The sequence below is a fragment of the Virgibacillus salexigens genome (assembly GCF_000723585.1).
In the GTDB taxonomy this organism is placed as follows: Bacteria; Bacillota; Bacilli; order Bacillales; family Amphibacillaceae; genus Virgibacillus; species Virgibacillus salexigens.
The window spans coordinates 470,887-496,522 of the sequence record NZ_CCDP010000002.1 but is presented as its reverse complement, the minus strand read 5'-3'; the positions used below and the strand labels follow the sequence as shown (position 1 = coordinate 496,522).

27 protein-coding genes are annotated in these 25,636 nt (G+C 36.9%); 24 read left to right on the top strand and 3 right to left on the bottom strand.

The window, feature by feature from the left end; genetic code table 11:
- Window positions 1-76: 76 nt before the first annotated feature.
- The 12 genes from BN990_RS15255 to BN990_RS15200 all read left to right on the top strand — a co-directional run bounded on the left by BN990_RS15255 (window position 77) and on the right by BN990_RS15200 (window position 14,644).
- Entirely contained in the window at window positions 77-1,702 is a 1,626-nt protein-coding gene (locus tag BN990_RS15255) for a sensor histidine kinase (RefSeq protein ID WP_081856158.1), read from the top strand.
- Between the two features lie 16 nt (window positions 1,703-1,718).
- On the top strand, window positions 1,719-2,399 hold the full coding sequence (locus tag BN990_RS15250) for a response regulator (protein WP_038245738.1): 681 nt from the start codon (window positions 1,719-1,721) through the stop codon (window positions 2,397-2,399).
- Between the two features lie 492 nt (window positions 2,400-2,891).
- Entirely contained in the window at window positions 2,892-3,860 is a 969-nt protein-coding gene (locus tag BN990_RS15245) for a tripartite tricarboxylate transporter substrate binding protein (RefSeq protein ID WP_038245737.1), read from the top strand.
- Window positions 3,861-3,892: 32 nt separating this feature from the next.
- Window positions 3,893-4,342, top strand: a complete 450-nt coding sequence (locus tag BN990_RS15240; protein ID WP_038245736.1) for a tripartite tricarboxylate transporter TctB family protein — start codon at window positions 3,893-3,895, stop codon at window positions 4,340-4,342.
- 19 nt (window positions 4,343-4,361) lie between these two features.
- Complete coding sequence (locus BN990_RS15235; protein WP_038246067.1) at window positions 4,362-5,870, top strand: tripartite tricarboxylate transporter permease; 1,509 nt, start codon at window positions 4,362-4,364, stop codon at window positions 5,868-5,870.
- 3 nt (window positions 5,871-5,873) lie between these two features.
- The gene (gene tcuA / locus BN990_RS15230) at window positions 5,874-7,370 is read left to right on the top strand and encodes an FAD-dependent tricarballylate dehydrogenase TcuA (protein ID WP_038245735.1); all 1,497 of its coding nucleotides are present in this window, start codon (window positions 5,874-5,876) and stop codon (window positions 7,368-7,370) included.
- Window positions 7,371-7,460: 90 nt separating this feature from the next.
- Window positions 7,461-8,834 (top strand): SLC13 family permease, encoded by a 1,374-nt coding sequence (locus BN990_RS15225; protein WP_038245734.1) that lies wholly within the window; start codon window positions 7,461-7,463, stop codon window positions 8,832-8,834.
- Between the two features lie 306 nt (window positions 8,835-9,140).
- A complete protein-coding gene (locus tag BN990_RS15220; RefSeq protein WP_021291985.1) occupies window positions 9,141-11,195 on the top strand; it encodes a peptidoglycan D,D-transpeptidase FtsI family protein in 2,055 nt (684 codons plus the stop codon).
- A gap of 117 nt (window positions 11,196-11,312) precedes the next feature.
- Complete coding sequence (locus BN990_RS15215; RefSeq protein ID WP_038245733.1) at window positions 11,313-11,831, top strand: GrpB family protein; 519 nt, start codon at window positions 11,313-11,315, stop codon at window positions 11,829-11,831.
- Between the two features lie 73 nt (window positions 11,832-11,904).
- On the top strand, window positions 11,905-12,987 hold the full coding sequence (gene eutH / locus BN990_RS15210; protein WP_021291987.1) for an ethanolamine utilization protein EutH: 1,083 nt from the start codon (window positions 11,905-11,907) through the stop codon (window positions 12,985-12,987).
- 19 nt (window positions 12,988-13,006) lie between these two features.
- Window positions 13,007-13,654: a YczE/YyaS/YitT family protein gene (locus BN990_RS15205; protein WP_440870602.1), complete on the top strand. Its 648-nt coding sequence runs from the start codon at window positions 13,007-13,009 to the stop codon at window positions 13,652-13,654.
- A 345-nt stretch (window positions 13,655-13,999) separates the two neighbouring features.
- Window positions 14,000-14,644, top strand: coding sequence for a hypothetical protein (locus BN990_RS15200; protein ID WP_038245732.1), 645 nt, complete (start codon window positions 14,000-14,002; stop codon window positions 14,642-14,644).
- Window positions 14,645-14,742: 98 nt separating this feature from the next.
- Here the strand turns inward: BN990_RS15200 and BN990_RS22650 are convergent, their stop codons facing one another.
- A complete protein-coding gene (locus BN990_RS22650) occupies window positions 14,743-14,901 on the bottom strand; it encodes a hypothetical protein (RefSeq protein WP_158295245.1) in 159 nt (52 codons plus the stop codon).
- A 279-nt stretch (window positions 14,902-15,180) separates the two neighbouring features.
- On the opposite strand from BN990_RS22650, the gene BN990_RS15195 reads away from it, so the two are divergent.
- Together BN990_RS15195 and BN990_RS15190 are read left to right on the top strand one after the other, a co-directional pair.
- The gene (locus BN990_RS15195; protein WP_038245731.1) at window positions 15,181-16,641 is read left to right on the top strand and encodes a SulP family inorganic anion transporter; all 1,461 of its coding nucleotides are present in this window, start codon (window positions 15,181-15,183) and stop codon (window positions 16,639-16,641) included.
- A gap of 56 nt (window positions 16,642-16,697) precedes the next feature.
- Window positions 16,698-17,114 carry a universal stress protein gene (locus BN990_RS15190; RefSeq protein WP_021291992.1) on the top strand — a complete coding sequence of 139 codons (417 nt, stop codon included), beginning with the start codon at window positions 16,698-16,700 and terminating at the stop codon, window positions 17,112-17,114.
- Window positions 17,115-17,173: 59 nt separating this feature from the next.
- Here the strand turns inward: BN990_RS15190 and BN990_RS15185 are convergent, their stop codons facing one another.
- Window positions 17,174-18,292: an NAD(P)/FAD-dependent oxidoreductase gene (locus BN990_RS15185; protein ID WP_038245729.1), complete on the bottom strand. Its 1,119-nt coding sequence runs from the start codon at window positions 18,290-18,292 to the stop codon at window positions 17,174-17,176.
- Entirely contained in the window at window positions 18,293-18,745 is a 453-nt protein-coding gene (locus tag BN990_RS15180; protein WP_021291994.1) for a DinB family protein, read from the bottom strand.
- Window positions 18,746-19,231: 486 nt separating this feature from the next.
- Here BN990_RS15180 and BN990_RS15175 point away from each other — a divergent pair, with 486 nt between their 5' ends.
- From BN990_RS15175 to BN990_RS15130, 10 genes are all read left to right on the top strand, one after another.
- Window positions 19,232-19,813, top strand: a complete 582-nt coding sequence (locus BN990_RS15175) for a hypothetical protein (protein ID WP_038245727.1) — start codon at window positions 19,232-19,234, stop codon at window positions 19,811-19,813.
- Between the two features lie 73 nt (window positions 19,814-19,886).
- Window positions 19,887-20,819: a manganese-dependent inorganic pyrophosphatase gene (locus BN990_RS15170; RefSeq protein ID WP_021291997.1), complete on the top strand. Its 933-nt coding sequence runs from the start codon at window positions 19,887-19,889 to the stop codon at window positions 20,817-20,819.
- A gap of 255 nt (window positions 20,820-21,074) precedes the next feature.
- Window positions 21,075-21,227: a small acid-soluble spore protein P gene (locus tag BN990_RS15165; protein WP_021291998.1), complete on the top strand. Its 153-nt coding sequence runs from the start codon at window positions 21,075-21,077 to the stop codon at window positions 21,225-21,227.
- 107 nt (window positions 21,228-21,334) lie between these two features.
- Window positions 21,335-21,718 (top strand): large conductance mechanosensitive channel protein MscL, encoded by a 384-nt coding sequence (mscL, locus tag BN990_RS15160; RefSeq protein WP_021291999.1) that lies wholly within the window; start codon window positions 21,335-21,337, stop codon window positions 21,716-21,718.
- Window positions 21,719-22,155: 437 nt separating this feature from the next.
- Window positions 22,156-22,506: a DUF4260 domain-containing protein gene (locus tag BN990_RS15155; RefSeq protein ID WP_038245725.1), complete on the top strand. Its 351-nt coding sequence runs from the start codon at window positions 22,156-22,158 to the stop codon at window positions 22,504-22,506.
- A 149-nt stretch (window positions 22,507-22,655) separates the two neighbouring features.
- Window positions 22,656-23,042, top strand: coding sequence for a CotD family spore coat protein (locus BN990_RS15150; protein ID WP_021292001.1), 387 nt, complete (start codon window positions 22,656-22,658; stop codon window positions 23,040-23,042).
- 59 nt (window positions 23,043-23,101) lie between these two features.
- A complete protein-coding gene (locus BN990_RS15145) occupies window positions 23,102-23,656 on the top strand; it encodes an SLOG family protein (protein ID WP_038245724.1) in 555 nt (184 codons plus the stop codon).
- 192 nt (window positions 23,657-23,848) lie between these two features.
- A complete protein-coding gene (locus tag BN990_RS15140) occupies window positions 23,849-24,520 on the top strand; it encodes an SIMPL domain-containing protein (RefSeq protein WP_051739224.1) in 672 nt (223 codons plus the stop codon).
- Window positions 24,521-24,618: 98 nt separating this feature from the next.
- Window positions 24,619-24,999: a DnaJ family domain-containing protein gene (locus BN990_RS15135; RefSeq protein WP_038245723.1), complete on the top strand. Its 381-nt coding sequence runs from the start codon at window positions 24,619-24,621 to the stop codon at window positions 24,997-24,999.
- 123 nt (window positions 25,000-25,122) lie between these two features.
- Window positions 25,123-25,605: a GNAT family N-acetyltransferase gene (locus BN990_RS15130; protein ID WP_021292006.1), complete on the top strand. Its 483-nt coding sequence runs from the start codon at window positions 25,123-25,125 to the stop codon at window positions 25,603-25,605.
- Window positions 25,606-25,636 lie beyond the last annotated feature (31 nt).

The following is a 25,636-nucleotide window of genomic DNA, read 5'->3' as shown; positions in this document are numbered from 1 at the left end:
ATAAAATAGTCTATGATATAATAAGAAAAACATCATCATATGTGATTACAATAAAGCTAGAAGGATAGTAAAAGCCATGTTACGAAAATTGAAAGAAACCATTGAGCAAGGATTGCATGTATCGATGCAAACAAAGATACTTGGACTAATAATTTCCCTGCTTGTTTTCATCATTGCATTAATTTCTACGATATTTGGTATAATGGAGCTTCGGGAAGAAATTGAAAAAGCAGAAAATAGTGCGGAGCAGACGGCAAAAACATTATCCTATATGCCTGTGATACAAGACTATGCGACAGCAATAGAGAGGGATACCAAGCCGAAGCTCAAAGGAATTGCGGATCAAGTACGGGAAGAAATCAATGCGACGGGGATTATGATTGAAGATAGAAATGGGTTGATTTTTCATAATGTTTCTACTTCGATTGTTTCACAGCTTTCAAAGAGTGACGAGACCTATCAAGCAATTATGTTTGGAAGCGCTTATACGGAAATGCTAGGTGAAGGAGAAGAGGAACTACTCTTAGGGATTGCTCCTATTTATGTTGATTATGGATCCTATATAAAGGTGGAAGGTGCCATTTCCGTTATTTTTCAAATGAAAGAGATTAAAGCGGATATTATTACAGATATTCGCAATATCCTGATTATATCATTGATTGTGCTTGCTGGTGGTTGCTTTGGGGGAGTCATGCTAGCGAGAAGTATTAGAAAAGATACATTTGGATTGGAACCGGCTGAAATTGCTGCTTTATACAAAGAGCGAGGAGCAATTTTACAATCTGTAAAAGAAGGAATTCTAGCCATCGATTCAAATGATCAAATTACCATGTTAAATATGTCGGCAAAACAGATGTTAAGCATTGATCTTTATAAGAAAGGCATACCTTTGGATGCCGTATTTTCCTCTAATAATGTGATTGAATTGTTAACGTCTGCACATGAAAATCATGATGTAGAACTAGAATTTAATGGTAAGACGATTATTTTAAACTCACAGCCAATTATTGATGGGAACAAAAAAGTAGGGACAGTTGCTAGTTTTAGAGATAAAACGGAAATAAAAGATATGGTCAATACCCTTTCGGAAGTCAAACGTTATTCGGATGATTTACGTGCACAAACACATGAATTTTCCAATAAACTGTATGTTTTACTTGGATTAATTGAACTTGGCCGCTTGGATGAAGCGATTTCTTTTATTAAACAAGAAGTAGAGATTCAAGAGTTTAATACGGATATTATATTTAATCAGATTGAAGATGAAAAAATCCAAGCGATACTCCTAGGCAAGTTAGCAAAAGCCTCGGAATCAAGGGTGTCACTTACAATAGATACGAATTCTTCCTTATCACCGCTTCCTGAGTACTATGGATTACACCCATTATTAATTATTCTAAGCAACCTAATAGATAATGGATTCGAAGCGGTGTCACACGTAAATAATGGGGAAGTAACATTTTTTGTCACAGATATTGGGAAAGATATTATTTTTGAAGTTGCCGATAACGGTGGAGGAATAGATCAGGATAAATTACCAATGCTTTTTAAAAAAGGAGTATCTGAAAAAGGAAAACAGCGGGGATATGGTTTATCCAATGTCAAGGATGAGGTTGAACAGCTGGGAGGAACGATTGAGATCGAGACCTCTGTGGATAGTGGAACTGTTTTTACCGTTAGCTTACCGAAGAATCAGAAATGAATGAGGGGGATCATGGATGATTAATGTAGCCATTGCCGAAGACGACTTCCGAGTAGCACAAATTCATGAAGGATATTTAGAGAAAGAGCAAGATATGCAGATCGTGGGTAAGGCGATGAATGCAACAGAGACGATGGATCTATTAAAAGACAAAAGGATTGATCTAATCCTCCTGGATGTATATATGCCAGATCAATTAGGAACAGAACTTCTTCATCAGATTCGTTATCACCATCCAGGAGTGGATATTATCATTATTACGGCGGCTAGGGATAAGGCTTTCTTGGAGAAATCATTGGGTTATGGTGTGTTTCAATATTTAATCAAACCTGTTGATTTGCAATTATTCAGCAAAACGATGGAGCAGTACAAGAAACAGAAGCAAGTATTAAATACGGCAGCGGAAGTGAATCAGGATATCTTAAATCAAGTATTTGGTAAACGTATTACGGATTCGAATGAAACGAATAATCTTCCACCAGGCATTGATGCACTAACTCTCGAAAAGGTAAAAACTTTAATTCATCAAACCTCCGAAGGGCTTACATCAGAGAAAGTTGGTGAAAAAATGGGAGCATCTCGTACGACCGCCCGAAGGTATTTGGAGTACTTAGTAGGAACAGGGGACTTAAAGGCAGAAAGTGTATATGGTATTGTGGGGAGACCTGAGCGAAGATATTATGCTATGAACGAATAAACAACTAAAATAGTTACCACAAAAGCCGATTGAAAATAGGATGAACTAAACGATCATACGATGTGCAGTCAACATATGTAGACTCCTGTGGGAACAGCATGAGCGCTGAAGATCCCAAAGGAAAGTGTTCTGATAAGGGCCGGCGAAACTCGTTCTTTGCGGACAACGTCGGCATACCCCTTGCCGGGGCAAAGAAGCCGAAGCCAGGAAGTTATATGTCGAAGCCTTGATAGTACCTTTTGCAAACAAAAAATCCGAACGGTTTCGAGTGGAATCGTTCGGATTTTTATTAGAATAAGATACTTTTGTCTCAGTCTTTTTTTATCTTCCACTATTTATTTCATGAATTTTATGAACAAAATTAATTTTAAGTTTTTAAAAAACAATATTTTGAAAACGTTTACATTAAACGTTGTTGTGATTTAATCTAGTAGTACACTTATAAGTTGTAATTTTCCAATATTTTTATGAGAAATGTAAAGGGGGATATAGATGAAAAAAATTATCTTACTTATTTGTATTTTATTTCTAGCAGCATGTTCAAATTCAGCTTCCGGTGGAAATGATTTTCCGACAAAAAATGTGGAAATCGTTGCGCCAGCATCTCCAGGGGGTGGCTGGGATTTAACTGCACGCTCGGTGCAAAAATTGTTGAACGATAATAATCTCGTGGATGCCAATATTAACGTCGTAAATAAACCAGGCGGCGGTGGCGAAGTAGGTTGGCAATACATTCAATCGAAGGATGCACACAATCTTGCAATTAATTCAAGTTTGCTGATAACCAATAATTTATTAGGTACAAGTGATTTAACGCACAAAGATTTTACGCCTTTAGCTACCTTAGCTACTGAATGGCAGGCATTAGCGGTTCCTGTAGATTCTGAATTTAAATCTTTGGAAGATTTAATGAACCAATTCAAAAATGATCCTAAATCGGTGAAAGTCGGTGTTGGTCCAGCTTTAGGGAATGATGATCATTTGTCTTTTGTTCAAGCTGTTCGTGAATACGATGTAGATCCTAAGAACGTAGATTTCCTTGTTTATGAAGGTGGTGGAGATGTTGTAACTGCACTGCTTGGTGGTCATGTAGGTGTTGTGACTACGTCATTGTCAGAAGTAAAAGAACAGCATCTTGCTGGAAAGGTACGTATCCTTGCAATTTCTTCTGAAGAACGTGTGGAAGGATTAGAAGATGTTCCAACCTATCAAGAAGAAGGACTGGATATCGTGTTCCCGCATTGGCGAGGCATTATGGGACCACCAGATATGACGGAAGAAGAAATCGCCTATTGGGATGAAAAACTTAGTGAAATGGTGAAAACCGATCAATGGCAAGAAGTGATGAAGAATAATGATTGGGAAGGGTTCTATAAGAACAGCTCTGAAACGAAGAAATTTCTAGAAGAACAGACAAAATTGTATCAAGACTTAGTGAATGATTCTGGGTTAGGCCAGTAACTCTCTCGGGATGATAGGAAGGGGGATATTTGTTGAAAGCATTTAAGATAGGGATGCCGATATTTTTAATTCTTTTAAGTGTTTTTTTCCTGGTTGGTTCGTTAAGATTGCCCAAAGCTAATTTGGGCAATCCTTATGGACCACTGTATTTTCCAATTGGTGTAAGTCTATTATTACTTATCTTTAGTATTATTTACTTTATTCAAGAGTTAAGAAAGTTAACGGAAGATAATGAAGCGATCAAAGAGCTTTTTTCCGGTCGAACTCCAAAGCTAATCGGAATTACCATTTTGTTTGCGATTGGATATTCGCTGCTATTTGAGAGGGCGGGCTTTCTCCTTTCTTCCATACTCTTTTTGGGGGCATTATTATTCCTGATTAATGGGCCGAAGAAATGGATCACCAATCTTATTGTGGCCGTTATCTTTTCATTTATTTCTTGGTATGCATTCAGTGAGATGCTTGGAGTAAGTTTACCGTAGGAGGTGTAATACCATGGATATGAGTACATTTATGCAAGGGCTAACCACAGCTTTAGAGCCAATGAACCTCCTCTGGATTGTTATTGGTGGGTTTTTAGGGACCATTGTTGGGATGCTTCCAGGTTTAGGACCAGCTACGGCAGTTGCTGTATTAATTCCAGTTACCTTTGGTATGGATCCAGTAAGCGCATTAATTCTTATGGCAGCAATTTATTATGGAGCCATGTATGGCGGGTCGAGAAGCTCGATTTTGCTAAATACGCCTGGTGATGGTTCTGCGATTGCTGCTACATTTGACGGTTATCCCATGGCAAGAAAGGGAATGGCTGGACAGGCGCTTGCAATTTCAGCAGTTGCCTCATTTATTGGCGGACTTATTGCTGTAGCAGGGTTTATTTTATTAGCAGAACCATTAGCCAATTTTGCCCTGAAATTCGGACCAGCAGAGTATTTTTTATTAATGCTACTAACGCTTTCAGCAATCATTTCCTTATCCATTGGAAGAATGGTTAAAGGATTTATCGCGATGTTAATTGGATTAATGCTAAGTACGTTTGGAATTGATACGCAAACTGGCGTATATCGATTTACGTTTGATATTCCTCATTTAAGTGAAGGTATCGATTTCTTAATTGTGATTATTGGAATTTATGCTGTCGGTGAAGTTCTCTATAACTTATTGACAATTGATAAACAGAAGAAGGAAAAGAAAAAGATTGGCAAGGTATGGTTTGATAAAGACCAATGGAAACGTTCGAAATGGCCGATATTACGTAGTGGGCCGATTGGTTTTATTGTAGGAGTTCTGCCAGGTGCTGGCGGATCTATTGCTTCCATGATTAGCTACACAACCGAGAAGCAGATTTCCAAAAAGTCAGAAGAGTTTGGTGAAGGTGCGCCTGAAGGACTTGCTGCTCCGGAATCAGCAAATAACTCTGCCTCTGTTGGTGCAATGATCCCCTTACTGACAATGGGAATTCCTGGTTCAGGTACAACAGCAGTTATGCTTGGCGCTTTAATTATGTTAGGTATACGTCCAGGACCGATGTTATTTGAGAGTGACCCTGGCCTTGTTTGGACATTTGTTAACAGTATGTTTATTGGGAATATCGTACTAGTTATTATTAATATTGCACTTGTTGGACTGTTAGTAAAAATTCTAGATACACCAGCAAAAGTGCTTTATCCAATCATTTTACTACTTGCCTTCATTGGAACCTATACACTTAGTTACAGTGCGATTGACTTTTTCTTGTTAATTATTTTTGGTTATTTAGGTTTACTTTTTAAATTATTTGACTTCCCAATTGCACCATTAGTATTAGCGGTGATTGTTGGATCAGATATGGAACAAAACTTTAGAATGGCAGTTCTATCTTCTAATGGAAGCCTTGGTGTTTTCTTCCAGTCTCCAATATCGATTGGGTTGATCATTTTAACTATTTTATCCCTGTTCTATCCATTGATAATGAAATTAATTCGAAATAGAAAAAGAAAACATGCGTCGGAACAAAGAAAGGGAGCGTAATTGATGAAACAAGCTTATGATGTGATTGTTGTAGGAGCAGGAAATGCTGCATTATGTTCAGCTATTGCAGCAAGCGAACAAGGAGCAAAAGTAGTTGTCTTAGAGAAAGCTCCAAAACATAAACGTGGTGGGAATTCATTTTTTACCGATGGAGCAATTCGTGTTGCATATGAAGACTTTCATCAGATCAGAGAAATCATTCCTGATATTACAGATGAAGAAGCAGATAAGATAGAGATGCCAGTATATACGAAAGACGATTATTATGATGATCTCATGCGAGTTACAGCTGGCAAAAGTGATACCGATCTTGCACACCAATTAGTTGGTTCTTCTTTAGAGACAATTAAATGGATGAGACAACAAGGAGTCGCGTTTGAATTAAATGCTAAAAATCAATCCTTTATCAACGATGGAAAGCGTCATTTCTGGGGAGGATTACCATTAAAAACAAAGAATAAAGGGATCGGTTTAATAGGGCAACTATTCCATCGTATCGATGAACTAGGAATTGATGTGCTTTATGAAGCTCGAGCGATGAAACTTTTAAAAGAAGCAGACCGTGTTAATGGGGTAGTGGTGGAACATCAGGGAGAAGCTAAAGCGTTACAAGGAGCTAGTGTTGTTTTAGCTTGTGGCAGTTTTGAAGCGGATAAAGAAATGCGAAAACAGCATATTGGCGATGAATGGGAGGCAGCCATTGTCCGTGGTACAGAATTTAACACGGGAGATGGAATTGAAATGGCATTAGCCGTCGGAGCACAGAAATATGGTGAATGGTCTGGCTGTCATTCGATAGGTACGGATTATAATGCACCACGGGTTGGAGATTTTGAAAAGCCTGGGGACATCTTTAAAAAGCACTCGTATCCAATAAGTATTATGCTTAACAAAGATGGGCAGCGGTTCGTAGACGAAGGTGCGGATTTCCGAAACTACACCTATGCCAAATATGGCAAGGAGATATTAAAACAGAAAGATCACGTAGCCTATCAAATCTACGACGTCACATTACGTCCATTATTAAGAGAAGAATATGATTTAGAAGAAGCAACCAGCTTCCAAGCAGATACACTAGAGGAATTAGTTGATCAGCTTCCAGTAAATAAGAAAGCCTTTATCGAAACCATTTATGAATATAACGATGCTGTTCAAGCAGGAACATTCAATCCATCTATCAAAGATGGTAAGCATACGGAAGGTATTACACCGCCGAAAACAAACTGGGCAGCTAAAATAGAGCAAGGTCCATTCTATGCCTTTCCAGTTACCTGTGGCATTACCTTTGCTTTTGGAGGTTTACATGTAAATACTGATGGAAAGGTATTAGATGAAGATGCACAGCCAATTAATGGCCTCTTCGCTGCTGGAGAAATGGTTGGTGGAATTTTCTATGAAAATTATCCAGGTGGTTCTGGATTAATGTCAGGAGCAGTGTATGGAAAAATTGCTGGAACGGAAGCTGGAAAGTATGTTCAATCTGTTAACGTGATGAAATAAGAAACGATGGGAGGAAAAGCCACCTTATTTGATGGTGGCTTTTTCATTGATTTCTCACTTCTAGACCGTTATTCAAAGGGGTAGGAAGGTATGAAAAAGAATATCCTATTATGTATTGCCATCATCCTCTATTTGCTTTTTCTACCTAGCTATGTGGATGTTGACATAAAGGTAAAAGCATTCGCTACACTTGTTATTATTCAAATTCTTTGGATGGGAAGAGTTTTTCCTCTAGCCCATAGTTCAATTCTTTTAATGTTGATTCTTTCGTTTCATTTTTTTACATACGAGGAAACACTTGACTTTATCGCTACGGATATTGTCTGGCTAATGTTTTCAATTTTTATCATCTCTCATGCATTTATTAAAACGGGATTAGCAAGAAGAATTTCCTTAATGATGTTAAAGCTTTCCAGGGGATCTGGGAGGCTACTCATCTTAATTGCATATCTTCTGATGTTTATTTTATCGATTATGGTGCCTTCTAATATTGGAAAAGCTAGTTTATTAACTTCTGTATTTGATAGCTTATTAAAAAGTGTACAAAAAATAATAAAAGCAAAAAACTTAGGAAAAGCCTTGTTTATTGGTGTATCTTATCTTACAGCGACGTGTGGTGCATTTGTTGCCACAGGAGCTAGTTCCACTGTATATGCCTACGGGATTATGAGTGGGTTATCGCCTGACTTAAATTATTTAAATTGGATTCTATACTTTGCTCCACCAATTATTCTATTTGCATTCGTTCTATGGGGGATTTTTCTGTTTGTTTATCCACCCGAAAATATTGATAAAGAGCTATTAAATCAATTAATTAATTCCAAGCTGCGTGAACTTGGAGAAATAAGCCTTTCAGAGAAAAAGATGATCGTTATTATTAGTATAACCGTTGCTTTATGGGCTACACAGCAACTTCATCACGTCTCGATACCATTAATAGGGCTATTAGGAGCGGTGCTTACCATTACTCCTATGGTTGGTGTTTGGAATTGGAACGAAGCAAAACAGGCCATTGATTGGGATATGATTCTATTCTTTGCTTCGACAATCATGGTATCTGGAATGTTAATTGATACAGGAACCATTGATTTGCTTGCGAAGACACTAATGGATGTTTTACCTTTCGAATCATCCATGCTCATTGTAGTTGCTCTACTCATTTTTATTTTATTATTACGAATCATCTTTGTTAACGTACTCGGATTTTTGACGATTGTTTTACCATTGGCATTGACATTAGGAGAGACACTTCCAGGATTTTCATCCATTGTGCTTACGATGGGGGTATTTTTGATTGGTATTCCAGGATTTCTACTCATTACCCAATCGCCTGTCCATTTACTTACCTTCCCATATGGGTACTATTCCGAAAGAGATTTACTACGAGTAGGAGGGATTTCCATCGTTTGCTGGTTGGTTATCATTCTAACTACGATGATGACCTATTGGATATACATAGGGTAGAACAGTAGGTATAGCTTGTGGAGACTGGTTTCTGTTTTCTACAAGCTATTTTTATAGTATTTTGATAAATGGGGAATATGGTCCTTGCTGATTGCTTTTGTGAAAGACAAAATATCTAACAAAAAGGAAATAATTGGTTGAAGGGCATGGAAGATGAATGGTATGATCGACTTAGATAAAACGTTGGTATGAAGACGAGTAAATGAAAGGGCAGTTCCTTACAATTCAATAATTCTCAATTTTCGTTCTTCATTCTAGGCAATTCGCATACAAAGTACAAAAAGGGTTGGTAAATGGGGGAGTTGGATGGGAAAAAAGAAAAAGACAAAAAAAGAAAAATTACCGCTTCGATTAAATATTATTTTCTTTATTATGTTTCTCATGTTTTCCGCATTGGTTCTGCAATTAGGAGTTGTACAAATTCTTAATGGGGAAGAATTTCAGCAGGAAATTGATCGAACAGTTAGAGAAACAACGAAAGAACCAGTGCCTCGAGGGGAAATATATGACAGCAATCATCGGTTAGTTGTTGGGAATAAACCGATATACGCGATTACATATACTCCACAGAAAGGGTTACAAGCGAACGACCGTCTAGAAGTTGCCGAAAAACTTGCAGCATTCATCGATTTAAGTACGGAGGACATTACGGAACGCAATAAAAAAGAATATTGGTATTTAAAAAATAAAGAAGCAGCGGTAGAGCGATTAACGGATAAGGAAAAAAAGGATCTTGATGATACAGAAGAATACAATCTTGCTTTAGAGCGAATTACGGAAAAAGAAATGAATGATTTATCGGAACAAGAAAAGAAAGTAATTGCTATTAAAAAAGAGTTGGATAAGGCTTATGCGCTAACGCCACAAATTGTCAAAAATGAAGATGTGACGATGGAAGAGTATGCAAAGGTGTCTGAAAATCTTGATAAGTTACCAGGAATCAATGCCATTGCAGATTGGAATCGCGATTATCCTTTTAATAATACGTTTAAAAATTTAGCAGGTAACATTACCTCCCAGGATCAAGGGATACCTGCTGATCAAGAAGAACATTTCCTAACAAGAGGGTATAGCCGCAACGATCGAGTCGGTACAAGTGGACTGGAAGAGTACTATGAAGAAGTTCTACGCGGCAGAAAAGAACAGGTTCAATATATAACAAAAAAAGATGGGACGACGATTGATTCAGAAACCGTAGTGGAGGGGAAACCTGGAAAAGACTTGGTTTTAACGATTGATATGGAATTTCAAAAAAAAGTTGACGAAGTGGTAAAACAAGAATTACAAAATACCATTCAAAAACATCCTTACCAGCATCAATTCCTTTCTGATGCCATTGCTGTTGTTATGAATCCGAAAACAGGTGAGTTGCTAGCAGTTAGTGCACAAACACATGATAAGAAGAAGAATGAATATATCAATACTTCTTATAAAGCATTGCATGATTCGTACTTGCCAGGTTCCGCAGTAAAAGGAGCTACTGTATTAGCTGGTTATCAATCGGGAACGATTACGCCAGGTCAAGTTTTCGTTGACCGTACGATAAATATTGCTGGAAGTCCACCGAAAGGCTCCTATCGAACATTGGGATCGGTCAATGATTATGATGCACTCCGATTATCTTCCAATGTATATATGTTCTATATTGCCTTACAAATGGGGGGGGAGATGAGGCATCCATTTCCAGATGGAAGTAAAGCTAGTTTTAATATGGCTGCTTGGACAGAAATGCGTGGTTATTTCCAACAATTTGGATTAGGAAAGCATACAGGGGTTGATTTCCCCTATGAATCTACTGGTGTAACAGGTGATAATCCATTTAACCCCGGGCTACTCATGGACTTTGCTATTGGCCAGTACGATAATTTCACCGCCATGCAGATGGTTCAATATGTATCGACCATTGCTAATGATGGCTATCGAGTTCGTCCCCATTTCGTCAAAGAAATTCGTAATCCTTCCAACAATGACGAACTTGGTCCAGTATATCGAACAAAAGGCACGGATGTTTTGAATCGTATTGATATGAGTCAGCAGTATATTAATCGAGTAAAGGAAGGGTTTCGACAAGCATTTCATGCAAATGGTGGAACTGGAACCGACTATTTTGGAACAAAAGATTATCGAGGCTATAAAGCAGCGGGGAAAACTGGTACCGCAGAGAATGAATTTTATAGAGATGGCGAGAAGTTAGGAGATACAGAAAATTTATCTTTGGTAGGTTACGCACCGTACGATGATCCGGAAATGGCTTTTGCTATCATTGTACCGCATACCGGAATTGTAGATAATAAATACCCCATTAACCATCGCATAGGTCAAGGAATACTAGATGCTTACTTTGAAACATATAAACCATAGACAAGAAGAGGCGAGACAAAAGTAATTTAAATAAGAGAAATCCGAACGCTTTCCGAGTATACAAGGATTTTTTGGAGAGTAGTTGGGATTTTTTTGTTTCATACATGGAGGATTTTGATGAGGAAAGTAATTGTTACAAATTATCAGGAGCAATGGGAAGAAGGATTTAAAAAAGAAACTGCTAAGCTAGAAAAAGTGTTTAAGGATATACTTATTTCCATTCATCATATTGGGAGCACAGCCGTTAAAGAATTAAAGGCAAAGCCAATTATTGATATATTGCCTGTCGTAAACGCAATTGATCAAGTAGATAGCCATAATCAGAAAATGTATGAATTAGGATATACTCCATTAGGCGAATATGGAATTTCAGGAAGAAGGTTTTTTAAGAAGGGTGTAGATCAACGAACCCATCATGTGCATATATATCAAGCTGGCAATCCGCATATTGATCGACATTTAGCGTTTAGAGATTATTTACGAGTCCATTCACAAACTGCTAAGGAATATGGCGACAAAAAAGAATGGCTTGCAATACAATATCCTTATGATATCGAATCCTACATCAAAGAAAAAGACATGTTTGTTAAACAAATCGAACAACAGGCATTAAAGTGGTATGAAGGCAAGCAGTAATTTATCCCTATTAATGTATGGAACATCCATTGTTATAATGGAGATCGTATTACTTAGGAGAATGAGGTAAGGTATGGGCATAAATGATATTATTATTGTTATTGTGGTTGGTTTTCTTTGTCTTGGGGCGATTGATAAATGCTTTGGCAATAAACTTGGATATGGAAAGCAGTTTACAGATGGGTTAATGACAATGGGGTCACTTACCATAGCAATGGTTGGAATTATCTCCATGGCCCCAGTACTCGCTAAATTACTGACTCCGATAATCGCACCTGTTTATGGGGTTATTGGAGCAGATCCTGCCGTTTTTGCTAATACCATCCTTGCCATTGACATGGGTGGATATGCTTTAGCGCAGGAAATGGCGGAAACCCCAGATGCAGGGCTGTTTGCTTGGGTTTTTTTAGGAACCATGATGGGTCCTACTATTGTTTTTACAATTCCAGTCGCATTGGGAATTATTAAGAAGGAGGATCATCCGTTTTTTGCTAAAGGTATTCTCATAGGAATAATTACGATTCCTTTTGGTTGTTTTGCTGGTGGGTTCCTTGCTGGATTTACTATTCATATGATTCTATTAAATTTACTTCCTACTGTCATATTCTCTGTGATCATTTCTGTTGGTTTATGGAAAATACCTGATAAAATGATTTATAGCTTTTCTATTTTTGGTAAATGTATCGAGGTAATCGCTATTATTGGGCTAACAGCGATTATTATCGAGACGTTGACAGGGATAGTTGTGATACCTCATTTAACACCACTTAATGAAGGAATACAAATTGTTGGTCAAATTGCGGTATTTTTAGCAGGTGCATTTCCAATGGTCCATTTTATTTCGAAAGCTTTCAAAAAACCGTTATTTATGCTAGGTACACGTCTAGGTATTTGTGATACATCAACTGCTGGATTAGTTGCTTCGCTTGCGCACAGTATTCCGATGTTAACCCTGTTAAACCATATGGATGACAAAGGCAAAGTATTGAATGTAGCTTTTGCCGTCAGTGGTGCTTTTGTATTCGGTGGCCATCTAGGGTTTGTCGCAGGAATTGATAAGGAAATGGTATTTCCGATGATTGTGGGGAAATTTATTGGAGGAATTAGTGCAGTTGTATTAGCGATTTTTGTAATAAAACCGTCTAAACAAGCTTAAAAGTAGAGAGAAGGGATTGCTGTTGATCATTGCATTGCGCTGGCTAGTATTTTTTTTAGGGTTGATGTTATTTAGTTTAGGAATTTCGATCTCTATACAGGTACAGTATCTTGGTATCCATCCTTGGGATGTATTAAATGTTGCATTGTATGAGAAGTTTGGTCTATCGATTGGTTCCTGGGCTATTCTTATTTCCATTCTATTAATTATCATTTCTTGGTTTTTAGATAAGCGTTATATCAAATTAGGTACATTTCTAAATGCTGTCCTTATTGGAGCTTTCGTAGACATTTATTTATTTTTAGACTTTTTGCCAAAAGCAACACACTCGTGGATTGACTATCTTATTATTATCATTGGTATTGTCATTATGGGATTAGGTGGAGGCATCTATAATGCTGCAGGTGTTGGATCTGGACCACGTGACGGATTTATGTTATCGATCTCTGACAAAACAAGCACTTCTGTTGGAAAAGTACGGATTATTACGGAATCAATTGTACTTGTAATTGGATTCATGCTAGGAGGGCCGGTGTTTTTATTTACTTTCCTCTTCACCTTTATACAGAGTCCAATTTTTCAATATACGTATGAACGGCTAAAAAAATGGATCCGTAAATTGGATGAGTTATATCGCCACAAACAAATTTCAAAAATGCGTGCGTAAGGCAGCGATTAGTTAGTAATCGCTGTTTTTTTCAATAATTAAAAGTTTCCTATAATGATGGATAACTAACCAAGTAATCAAGGCTCTAGGGTCTTTAGGATAGAGGACATGCTGAAGTTGGCCTACGATGGGCCGAATTTCGCGGCTTTCATTAATAAATGGTGCTGACGTTATTGTGCAATAACTAAAAATTGATAAATAAGCTTGCCTTTGCACGATAAAATGGTAAAAGTTCTAATGGAAAACGAGAACCGAGCGAAACGTTGCTGCTTTCCATTCTATTTTGTACATTAGACGTTCCCTTTATGAATGCTACAATAAAGAAAATAGATTGGAGGGAAACTTATGTTAAATCAAAAGAGCGCTTCAAAATCCCTATGTAATAAACGGGATCTAATTGCGATGATTGATGAAATATTTTACTATTCAATGGAACAGCATCTGCAACGATTATTGGAAGAAACAGAACGGTTTGCAAAGGATATTCATTTATCTGAAACTTGGTATAATAAACTATATGTCCAATGGTTATGGTGGACGATTTTTTGTATAGAATGCAATTCTACTTCTAGAACTATTTATCAACAATTCTTAGAAAGATCAAGTGCTCGTGACTATCCGGAGCCAATTCGACAAGTATTGGGTAAGTGGAAACAGGTGGATGCTGGTTTTTATATAATAGAAACTTCCTATGATAGACCTCATTATATTATGTGTAGAGACTTAGTTGATAATCAAGTTAAGCCTGTTCAATTAGCTAGTACTAGAGTCAACTACCAGATAGGAGACTTGGTAACAGGATTATTACTTCCTTTTCCTGACGGCATGTACTTCTCTCCTAGTAGTTTATGTAAGCTTAGAAGAAAACTATCAACTCCACTTGCTTCTGATATCCAAACAGTGATTCATCCTACAACTTCTTCTCAATGTTCTTCGAATTATCCTATATTATTAAAAACAATCTTACGTTTGGTGGATAGCCCGATATGAAAGCACCTTATAAGACATCTAAAAATGATAGGTCTTCCATTATAAAATCGTTAGCTAAAACAAAAATCAGGATTATATTTTTTGAAAAACCAACTTGTTTACGAGAGAAAGATAGTACAATTGATCCGTTCAGGTGATTGATGTAAAGCTTTTTCCAGGTCGTAATCAACAATAACCTCTTGTAGCCAAAACCAACATAAGGCTAGTGCTATTAAAGTCACAATAATTAATATAAATACAATTGTTCTTCCTTTCATGATCTATCCTCCTTCATATGTACATAAGCGTACCAAACCGCTTATCTTATGTAAATATTCTTTTAAAAAGTACTAGAAAATAATAGATGACTTGATTCAATTACTTTTTGTTAACTTCTAGTAAATCAAGCAAATACATAAGAAAATTAAAGAAAACGAAAGAAGAACACGCTTTCTTTCGATTTTTAATGTCGGGCGATTTATGGTATGATTCATTGGTTATCTGCGGCTCAAGCTACACGAAGGCTTGGAAATCTTAAATAGAAAGAGGTTGAACATTTGAAAGTAGCACAATGGAAACAGGAATGGTTTGGCAATGTCAAGGGTGATGTTTTAGCAGGAATTGTCGTAGCTTTAGCATTGATTCCTGAGGCAATTGCTTTCTCCATTATCGCTGGTGTAGATCCGATGGTCGGTTTATATGCATCGTTCTGCATTGCAGTCGTAATTGCTTTTGTCGGAGGGCGACCGGGAATGATCTCTGCGGCAACAGGAGCAATGGCATTACTCATGGTTGATTTAGTTGCCGAGCATGGGTTGCAGTATTTATTCGCGGCAACTATTCTTACTGGTATGATTCAAATTATATTTGGTATCTGTAAGTTAGCAAAAGCAATGAAATTCGTACCACGTTCGGTGATGGTCGGTTTCGTTAATGCATTAGCTATCTTAATATTCACGGCCCAACTTCCTCATTTTAAAGGAGAAGGATGGATAATGTATGCATTGGTTGGATTAACACTTGCAATTATTTATCTCTTACCACGCATAACTACAGCAGTTCCATCCGCATTAGTAGCAATTGTAGTGGTTACAGCAATTGTAGTCTTAGGGGATATTCAAGTTGGAACAGTCGGAGATATGGGGGCTTTAACACAACAGCTTCCAGTATTTTTACTCCCATCTATCCCATTTACTTGGGAAACATTGATGATTATCTTTCCTTATGCTTTCGCATTAGCCATTGTAGGTTTGTTAGAATCGCTATTAACCTCAAATATTGTGGATGATATGACGGATACGGAAAGTAATAAACATCGTGAAAGTAGAGGCCAAGGAATTGGGAATATCATTGCTGGTTGTTTCGGAGGAATGGCAGGATGTGCCATGATAGGTCAATCTGTGATCAATGTGAAGTCAGGTGGAAGAGGAAGATTATCAACACTAGTTGCCGGTATTTTCTTGATGTTTTTAATTATTGTATTAGGTGGCTTAGTTGTACAGATCCCCATGGCAGCATTAGTGGGTGTTATGATTATGGTATCTATAGGTACATTTGATTGGTCCTCGATTAGAAATATAAATAGACTGCCGCGTACGGATGCAGCTGTCATGCTGGTTACAGTAGCTGTTGTGGTTTATACACATGACCTATCCAAAGGCGTATTTGCCGGAGTGCTATTAAGTGCGATTTTCTTTGCGGCAAAAATTTCACGAGTGAAAGTAACCAATGAGCTTGTAAATCAGGGACAAAAACGAATTTACTATTTAGAAGGTCAATTATTCTTTGCATCCATCAGTGATCTGCCAGTTAACTTTTACTTTATGGATCAAGTTACGGAGGTAGAAATAAACCTTGAAAAAGCCCATCTCTGGGATGACTCTGCTATTGGGGCATTAGATAAAATTGAGATGAAATTCGAGCAGAATCAAATTGCTGTTTCATATTCTGGGTTGAACGCTGATAGTCAACAGCTTATGCAACGAATTGGTGGTATTTCCAAAGCCTCTGGTCATTAATATGATAGGATTAGGATAAGAACTATTTTTCTAGAGTTATCAAAGAGGTGAGGTTATTGTTCCAACAAATTTTATTAGCAACCGATGGTTCGGAGCATTCTATTCGTTCAACGAAACAAGCAATTGAACTTGCCAAAAAGTTTTCTGGGACAATTGAACTGATTTATGTAATAGATGGCCAAACAGCGAAATCAGATGTTTTACATGCAGCGGATAAATTTGAGGTAGAACAAAAAAGATTAGAAAAGTTAAAAGCGGTTGAAGATATCGTAAGAACGGCAGGGATTAAGTACAAAATAACTATTTTACATGGAGAACCTGGACCAACAATTGTAGCTTATGCTAATGAACAAGCCTTCGATTGTGTTGTTATTGGTAGCCGCGGATTAAATAACCTACAGACATTTATTTTAGGAAGTGTTAGCCATAAGGTAGCTAAGCGAGTAAATTGTCCAGTTCTAATTGTAAAATAAAGCTAGAAGGATGCCTGATTAAAGGCATCCTTCTCTTTGTGTGTAATAAAGGCAATGTGCTAGTAAATTGCTCCATTAATATCATAGTTATCTAAATCAATCTCATGCTCTTGATCTGTTGCCATTTTTGCTAATTGTGATCCTATATATGGACCCATCGTAAGACCAGTAGATCCTAAACCATTCGTTAAATAAAGTCCTTTAAACTTAGGTATTGGACCGATAACTGGAAGGAAATTTGGCGTTACCGGGCGAAAACCTACCCTCGCTTCCACTATCGTACTGTCAGAAATGCCAGGAGCATATTCCATTGCTTTTGATAATATTTCATGAAGTCCCCCAGCAGTGATACGTGGATCGAACCCTACATTATGTTCATGGGTAGCACCCAGAACAATTCGATTGTCTGGAAAGCTAAGCATGTATTGATTATTAGGTGGTTTAACAACTGGCCATGTAGCTGTTTCTTCATATGGATGAGCTACATGTAATATTTGTGCACGCTGTGCTTCGACTTGAAATTTGATCCCTAATGGTTTCAATAGTTCAGGCATCCAAGCGCCAGTAGCGGCAATAACTGAATCAGCAGGTAATTTTTGATTATCTACGATCGCTCCAATCACCTTATGTCCAGCAACGTTTAATTCGGCACTTCCATTGATAAAAACAGCACCATGTTTTTGTGCACCGTTTAATAAAGCATCTCGCAGTTTTTGGCCATTTACACGAGCAGCACCACTTACGTAAACAGAGCTATAGTTGTTATCCAATAATCTGAATTTACGCTTTGTTTGTTCAGGATCTAGTATTTCAATATGTCCTATTTCTGGTGCGTCTATTTTTCTTTTTTCTGCTCTTTCTTTCATAGCAATCAATTTCTGTTCATCTTTATGAAGATGAAGTGCACCCACTTGATCATATCCTATGTCACCTTCACCATCTTTGGCAAGAGCATCTACAAGGCTTGGATAGATGCGAGCCCCTGCTTTTACAAGCTGATACCAGGCCTTATTTCTGCGTTGAGACAACCACGGGCAAACAATACCAGCCGCAGCATCTGTAGCTTGGCCATTATCTGAACGATCGATAATAGTGACTTCATGGTTGGCTTTAGCAAGGTAGTAGGCAGCAGAAGCTCCAGCTATACCTCCACCTACTACAATGATCTTCTTTTTCATTTATTTGTTTTCTACTATACGCTTTATTGCTTTAATTTGGCCAAGATGTTCTGCTTCGTGATGAATAATCATTGCATAAATATCACCATATGTTTTGAAGTTACCAAACGGTAATGTATAGGGTAAATCTTTTGCAAGGAATTCCTCTGTCAATTCTTCAATACGTGGTGCTTGTGCTTCCAAATCTTTAATCAGATTCGCTAGGCTAGGTACGCTCTCAGGCCAATCGGCCGGTTTCGTACCAGTCGCAAATAAGTCATTATAGTATTCTGGCAGCTGATTGGTTTGTTTTGGAAAGCCGAATAATAGACTTTCTGCGGTTACAAGAATATGGCCGATATGCCAATGAATGTTGTTATTAAATTCTTTTGGCTGCACATCAATCACTTTAGTGTCTAAGTTCTTAATAAATGAAAGTAAACTTCCCCGTGTAAATGAAAATTGATTAATCATTTAACCTCGCCTCCAATTCAAAAATAACTCTATCTATCATGATAAAAATAATTACGGAAAAAGTAAACTATTTGAAGGGTTTACAAGAAGAATCAAGAATTAATTATCAAGAGGACTAGCGAGGAATGGGAATGAACAAATCATATAGCTCGCTATTTTATGTCTTCCTGAAAATACAATGGTGGAGGATAATAATGGAAAATAAATGCAGCAGAATTGGAATAATAATGTCTATAAGATTATGGTTTTTATGAGGATCAAGCAATACCAGAAATAACTGAAACGTCCATAAAGGGATATTTTATGATTAATCTTCAAGATCGTCGAGACTATCCATTAAATCCAGAGTTACATGTGGTCAATATTAGTACTGAGCAAGCAATTGAACTTACGTATCAAAAACATAAGCTTTAACTAATGGAATGCTATCATAATCGACGTATCTAGATCTTTTGAACTGGTGTTCAAAATAAAGGGAGTTTTAATATGAAGCGGAAAAAGACAAAGAGAAGCTGGGGCTGGTTTGGCTGGACAATGTTGAGTGTTGTGTTAGTCACCATTATTGGTTCAACTGTGTTTTTCTTTACCATCTTTCAATTCAATATCTCCTCTCTATTTCAGGAAAGCGAGGCAGCCAATAATTCGGAAGTGAATGAAGAAAATTCACAGCAAAATAATGATGAAACATCTAAAAATATTGAGCATGTACAAGAAACTGTAGGAAAACAACATCAGGAAATTGGTGCATTTATTTCTGAGACACATGCATTTTATAATGAGACGACAGGTTATGGTGGTATAAATAATTTGGATTGGGATGAACAACAATCAAAAGCAAAAGCGATACAATCCCAAATCCATTTGCAATTAAGGGACGTGAAAAATGAATCACTAAAGAATGATTTGGAGAAGGTAAATGTTTTTGCAAAACGTGTCGTCCAAGACCAATCAGTCGAAGCTGTTCAGAGTCTACATCGATATTTTCATGATTTAGACATCGCTTTAAATGAATACAACGGGTATGACAAAATTTGGAATGTCACCGAAACATTAGCAGAAACAGACTAAATAAAACGCTATTCAATTTCCTTGAATTTTGATAAGCTATTATTGGTAGAAGCTTAATAGAAGGAGAATGATCATGGGAAAAACGTTAATTTTTGGCCATAAAAATCCAGACACTGATACAATCTGTTCGGCGTTAGCTTATGCTGATTTAAAGAATAAACTTGGAATTCCGGCAGAGCCAGCAAGATTAGGTTCCGTTAATAAGGAAACCCAATTTGCATTAGATTATTTTAAAACGGAAGCTCCACAACGCATTGAAACAGTGGACAATGATGTAAGCGAAGTTATACTTGTCGATCACAATGAATTCCAACAAAGTGTAGATAATATTAAGGATGTACGTATTGCAGAAGTAGTTGATCATCATCGAATTTCTAATTTTGAAACAAGTGAACCACTTTATTTTCGTGCAGAACCAGTAGGTTGTACAGCCACTATTCTAAATAAAATGTATAAAGAAAATAAAATAGAGGTCACAAAAGATATTGCTGGTCTTTTAGTTTCAGCAATTATTTCCGATTCATTATTACTCAAATCACCAACATGTACAAAAGAAGATGTAGATGCTGCTTATGAATTAGCTGAAATTGCTGGCATCAACCTTGAAGCGTACGGTTTAGAAATGCTTCAAGCTGGTGCAGACTTAAGTGATAAATCTGTAGCCGAATTACTTACGATGGATGCAAAAGAATTTTCTATGGAGGATGCAAAAGTAGAAATTGCTCAAGTCAACGCGGTGGATACGGCGAAGATTTATGCGCTTCAAGATGAGATTAATCCAGAAATAGAAAAAATCATAAACGAAAAAAATCTTGATTTATTCTTGTTTGTTGTAACAGATATTCTAAATAATGATTCAGAAGTGTTGGCACTTGGAAATGGCAAAGCGAAAGTGGAAGAAGCATTTCATGTTCGTTTAGATAATAACAATCGTGCCTTGCTTAAAGGTGTTGTCTCACGTAAAAAACAAATTGTTACTGCTTTAACAGATGCATTCACAAAATAGAATGTTTTTCGTAAAAAGTGAGAGCTTTTAGGCATTCGACTTTTTTACTGTGCTAAGCGACGGGTTACTTCAGCTAACTAAACATAGTAATATTTTGGCTTTCTGCGCTCTATTTAGCTGTTGTAGGATGGAATTCACTGATTTTATTTATTTATCCCATACATTTATGATTAAGCGACAAGTCAAATGTTCGGTCGATGAATAAATGAGAATACTACCTCAAATGCTATGTAGGGTGAAAGGAGGAAGTTATCCATGGGAGGTAAGCCAAAAGGACCGAAGCAGCAAGAGCATCCTAATTTGCCACAAAGCCCCAAACAGCCATATGGTGAACCATTAAGTGGTTCTAAGAAAGTAAAGAATGCAAATCACTCGAGACAAAAGCATAACCCGCATCATGGTCTTTAGTATCAAGGTATCCTGTTTTAGGATACCTTGTTTCTTTTATATCATTCTCATTGTAATTACATATATAAATTAATTCATGTATAGGATGGAACAGGGGGATGATCTAGTTGTGGAAGGATTTTAAAGAATTTGCATTTAAGGGTAATGTAATTGATTTAGCTATAGCGGTGGTGATTGGCGCGGCATTTAGTGGTATCGTTTCATCCCTAGTGGATAATATCATTACTCCATTGATTGAAATCCTCTTAAATGGGATGGACTTTACCGATTTAACTTATACGATTGGAAATGCAGAGATTTTATATGGCATGTTTATTCAGTCTGTTGTAGATTTCTTTATTATTGCTTTGTCTATTTTTTTCATTATCCGCTTGTTTATGGCATTTAAACGTAAAAAAGAGGTAGAGGTGATTAAGTTATCATCAAAAGCAAACCCTCAAGAAAAACTGCTTAAGGAAATTAGAGATATATTGAAAGAAAAAAATAAATAAAAGGAGGTAAGATATGGAAATTAGAGCTTATGGGCCAATTTCGAGAAAAGTTGGCTAAGGTTGCAGGGTTCTTTTTTCGAAACTACTTATTTTGATCATGCTTTACATCAAAAAGAGACATACAAAAATCCGGAAATTGAATGTGAGTTATGCTTATAGATGAGCAAGTAGTGGGGATTATTGATGTTGAATATGAGTTAGCATGAAATAAATGGGTTTAACCATGTATTCTCTTATTTATAAGTTACATGGAGGGAGAAACAGAATTAGGAGCCATTACAACCAGTTCAAGCTTGGGCACACTGCACAAGAAAGGACGAGTCAACTATACATTCTACTTTCAATCGTTACCTAAATGTAGCAATTTTGAAAAGCGTTTAAATGAAACCGTGACGAATTAACATTAGCAATAAATAAGCATAAAGGGAGGCGTGTCGATGCAACCGAAAACAATCATTCGTATAGAAGGCGTAGCGGTTTTGTTAATAAGTATCTATGTTTATGCAGCATATGAATTTAATTGGCTATTATTTGGATTATTCTTGTTTGCTCCAGATCTCTCCATGGTTGGTTATCTAAAAAGTAAGCAAACGGGAGCCTGGGTGTATAACATCTTTCATACCTATGCACTGCCTATTATTATTGTGATGCTTGGCTTTATCTTTGTTCATACATGGTTTCTTAAAATTGCGCTCATCTGGTTTGCGCATATTGGAATGGACCGAATGTTTGGGTTTGGTTTAAAATACAAGACTGCATTTAATGATACACATATACAACGAGTTTAGTGGCTTATTGAGATTGTTAGCTTTGCAGTTATATGATGATGAAAACCATGAAAATAATTTCTCCTGACTGGGTAATTGTCTTATACAAATCGTAGTTACTTGCCATACGTTATTAGTGTAGTAAATACAGGAAAGGGGAGTCTTTATTCATGAGACGTCATCATCATGGGAACTGTGGTTGCCCAAAACAAGTCGTTCATCCAACTAAATATAATAATGTACAACAATGCTCAGAAGATGTAGTAGAACATGTTCATCCGTCGCACACAACCGTTCACAATCATCACACAACAGTTAACAAACACGTATTTCCACATTCAACTTCCGTACAAAATACGAGTGACAATGTAGATGTTTATGGAGGATCATATAACGTACCTTCTCAAGTAGGAGGAGCAATGGATCCGGGTTATGGGAATGGAAACGGTAACGGAAATGGGCAAGTTGGGGGAGCAATGTACCCAGGTATGGGCCAAGGAATGGGTCATGGGTGCCACAAGCCTAAACATTGGAAAAAACCACATAAATGGTGTTAACTTAATGTAAAAGGCTGGCATACGATATGCCAGCCTTTTATTATAAGGAGGAGTGAGATGTGAAGATTCTAACAGTAACTGGTTATAAACCAATGGAGATTAATATCTTTAAAGAGGATGATCCTAGGATTACATATATTAAAGCAGCTATCACGAAACGACTCATTCCATTAATCGAAGAAGGATTAGAATGGATACTTATTTCAGGGCAAATGGGAATTGAGTTGTGGACTGCAGAAGTTGTACTTGATTTGCAACAAGAATACAATGTGAAATTAGGAATTTTCCCTCCTTTTGAAAATCAAGAAAGTCGCTGGCCAGAGACAATTCAGGAAAAATATCAAATGATTACAACAACAGCTGATTTTTATAAACCAATCTACAAAGGAGATTATCAGGGGGTTTTTCAGTTTAAGGCAAAGAATATGTGGTTAGCTGATAAAAGTGATGCATGCCTCTTATTAATGGATAGTGAGTATCCAGGAAGTACGCGCTTTTTCTATGAAATTGCAAAGCAGGTAATGGAAGAACAAGCTATTTTCATAATTACCCCAGCGGATTTAGATGATGTTGTAGAGGAGATAAGAATGGCAGATCCGGATTATTGGGGGTAAATGTTATTCACAAATATCCCCCTAAAGTTCAACAAAAATAAAACGTAACAAAACCCCCTCCAGGTCCACCATATACAACCAATCTGCATGAAACGAAAGCAATTTCTTGATTTCGTTTTCTTTCAATCTGAACCGTCAATATTTTCTCCCTTTATGCATACAATTTACTAATTCATGAAAGGAGGAGTGCAGATGCAATATACTTATCCTTACTATAGACAACCGTTCACTCCTAATCAGGTTGAGTCAAATCGAAGAACGATGGAGGTTTATGGAGATGGTAAAGTTTCTGTAGAACCTAATGTCGTAACCATTCAATTAGCTGTTGTTACAGAAAATCAATCCCTACAAACAGCGCAGGAAGAAAATGCAATGCGAATGAATCAAGTTATTCAAGCGCTAAATAACGAGGGAGTACCTAAAGAAGTGATTCAAACGGCAGCCTATACTATTTCTCCCAAGTATGAATATGAAGATGGAAAACAAATGGATCGTGGTTACCAAGTTACAAATGCTGTTCAAATTAGGGTGAAAGATATTAGTAAGATTGGCAGGATAATTGATACAGCAGTGGATCAAGGTGTAAATCGGGTCTCTAATATTACGTTTACCATTGATCAGCCACAAGTATATTATGAAGAAGCATTACGGTTTGCATTGGAAAATGGAGGCCAAAAAGCGCAAACGATTGCTGATTCACTGCAACTTCAATTGGACCCAGTTCCAGTAAAGATTATCGAGCAAACAGAAGCACCACCTGTAGCCTACAAAACATTTGCTGCATCAGCAGAGAGTTTTGCAACACCTATTGAACCAGGCCAGATCGAAATTGAAGCCTCAGTAGAGCTGCAATATCAGTATTAGTTTCGTACTTGACAACTTCTTGAACATCTCAAAAAAGCAGGTATTTAAAGAAAATTGGCGAATATAACATATAAATAGGAAAATAATTAAAAATTGAAATGAGTGGTGAATGGATGGATAAAGATGATAAAGAATATGAAGGAAATGAGCGAATTCAATATGCAGACCCAATAGGTGAAATGATAAAAAAAGCAGAAAATGATGGCCAATTTGACAACTTGCCTGGTAAAGGAAAGCCTCTTTATTTGGGAAAGAATTATCTAAATCCAGATGAAAAACAACTGTATAAAACGATGAAGGATAATCATGTTCTACCAAAATGGGTGGAATTAGCTAATGAAATTGATCATATAAAAAAAGAATTGTTAACGTTGGATGGAGAGGAGCGGCTAAAGAAAATCAAAATCATTAATAAAAAAATAAAAGCGTATAACTATGCTTGTCCACCGTCACTACAACGTAATAAAATAATGGAATGATTTCAATATTTTTGTGGTTACATGCATGAATAGCGACGTAGGAATAAGCAAAAAGTCCTCCGTCTTTTTTTGTGTTATCATTAAATTCATAATATAATGAATTTAATGGAAAGGAGCTTTGATATGGAATATAACATACGTCCAATGGCGGAAAAAGATATCACTCAAGTGCAACGTGTAGCGGAAACAAGTTGGCATACTACATATAAAGGATTAATACCACAGGCTGTACAAGATCATTTTTTAACAGAAGCATATAGTGCGAAAATGCTACAACGACGTATGAAATTCTCCTATATTCTGGTAGTCGAAGTAGACAACCAAGTGATAGGCTTTGTCAATTATTCACCAGTTACTGAAGGGAAGGTAGAACTTGGTGCCATTTATTTGCTGCCTGATTATCAGGGGAAAGGGATTGGTACAGCTTTATTAGCGCGTGGGATAGAGATGTTTCCGGAAGCAAAGGTAATTTATATTAATGTTGAAAGAGATAATGAAATTGCTAAACCCTTTTATTATGCAAAAGGGTTTAAAGAAGTTGAAGTGTTTAATGAGGATTTTGATGGTCACCAATTACAAACCATTCGAATGGCTTTAAACCTTTAAACAAGAAATTTAATAATCATTAGTAAAAGAG

Bases quoted from the DNA above. Each gene is read 5' to 3' on its own strand.
- BN990_RS15255 (WP_081856158.1), top strand. From the start codon at position 77: ATGTTACGAAAATTGAAAGAAACCATTGAGCAAGGATTGCATGTATCG.
- BN990_RS15250 (WP_038245738.1), top strand. From the start codon at position 1,719: ATGATTAATGTAGCCATTGCCGAAGACGACTTCCGAGTAGCACAAATT.
- BN990_RS15245 (WP_038245737.1), top strand. From the start codon at position 2,892: ATGAAAAAAATTATCTTACTTATTTGTATTTTATTTCTAGCAGCATGT.
- BN990_RS15235 (WP_038246067.1), top strand. From the start codon at position 4,362: ATGAGTACATTTATGCAAGGGCTAACCACAGCTTTAGAGCCAATGAAC.
- tcuA (WP_038245735.1), top strand. From the start codon at position 5,874: ATGAAACAAGCTTATGATGTGATTGTTGTAGGAGCAGGAAATGCTGCA.
- BN990_RS15225 (WP_038245734.1), top strand. From the start codon at position 7,461: ATGAAAAAGAATATCCTATTATGTATTGCCATCATCCTCTATTTGCTT.
- BN990_RS15220 (WP_021291985.1), top strand. From the start codon at position 9,141: ATGGGAAAAAAGAAAAAGACAAAAAAAGAAAAATTACCGCTTCGATTA.
- BN990_RS15215 (WP_038245733.1), top strand. From the start codon at position 11,313: ATGAGGAAAGTAATTGTTACAAATTATCAGGAGCAATGGGAAGAAGGA.
- eutH (WP_021291987.1), top strand. From the start codon at position 11,905: ATGGGCATAAATGATATTATTATTGTTATTGTGGTTGGTTTTCTTTGT.
- BN990_RS15200 (WP_038245732.1), top strand. From the start codon at position 14,000: ATGTTAAATCAAAAGAGCGCTTCAAAATCCCTATGTAATAAACGGGAT.
- BN990_RS22650 (WP_158295245.1), bottom strand. From the start codon at position 14,901: ATGAAAGGAAGAACAATTGTATTTATATTAATTATTGTGACTTTAATA.
- BN990_RS15185 (WP_038245729.1), bottom strand. From the start codon at position 18,292: ATGAAAAAGAAGATCATTGTAGTAGGTGGAGGTATAGCTGGAGCTTCT.
- BN990_RS15180 (WP_021291994.1), bottom strand. From the start codon at position 18,745: ATGATTAATCAATTTTCATTTACACGGGGAAGTTTACTTTCATTTATT.
- BN990_RS15175 (WP_038245727.1), top strand. From the start codon at position 19,232: ATGAAGCGGAAAAAGACAAAGAGAAGCTGGGGCTGGTTTGGCTGGACA.
- BN990_RS15170 (WP_021291997.1), top strand. From the start codon at position 19,887: ATGGGAAAAACGTTAATTTTTGGCCATAAAAATCCAGACACTGATACA.
- BN990_RS15165 (WP_021291998.1), top strand. From the start codon at position 21,075: ATGGGAGGTAAGCCAAAAGGACCGAAGCAGCAAGAGCATCCTAATTTG.
- BN990_RS15155 (WP_038245725.1), top strand. From the start codon at position 22,156: ATGCAACCGAAAACAATCATTCGTATAGAAGGCGTAGCGGTTTTGTTA.
- BN990_RS15150 (WP_021292001.1), top strand. From the start codon at position 22,656: ATGAGACGTCATCATCATGGGAACTGTGGTTGCCCAAAACAAGTCGTT.
- BN990_RS15140 (WP_051739224.1), top strand. From the start codon at position 23,849: ATGCAATATACTTATCCTTACTATAGACAACCGTTCACTCCTAATCAG.
- BN990_RS15135 (WP_038245723.1), top strand. From the start codon at position 24,619: ATGAGTGGTGAATGGATGGATAAAGATGATAAAGAATATGAAGGAAAT.
- BN990_RS15130 (WP_021292006.1), top strand. From the start codon at position 25,123: ATGGAATATAACATACGTCCAATGGCGGAAAAAGATATCACTCAAGTG.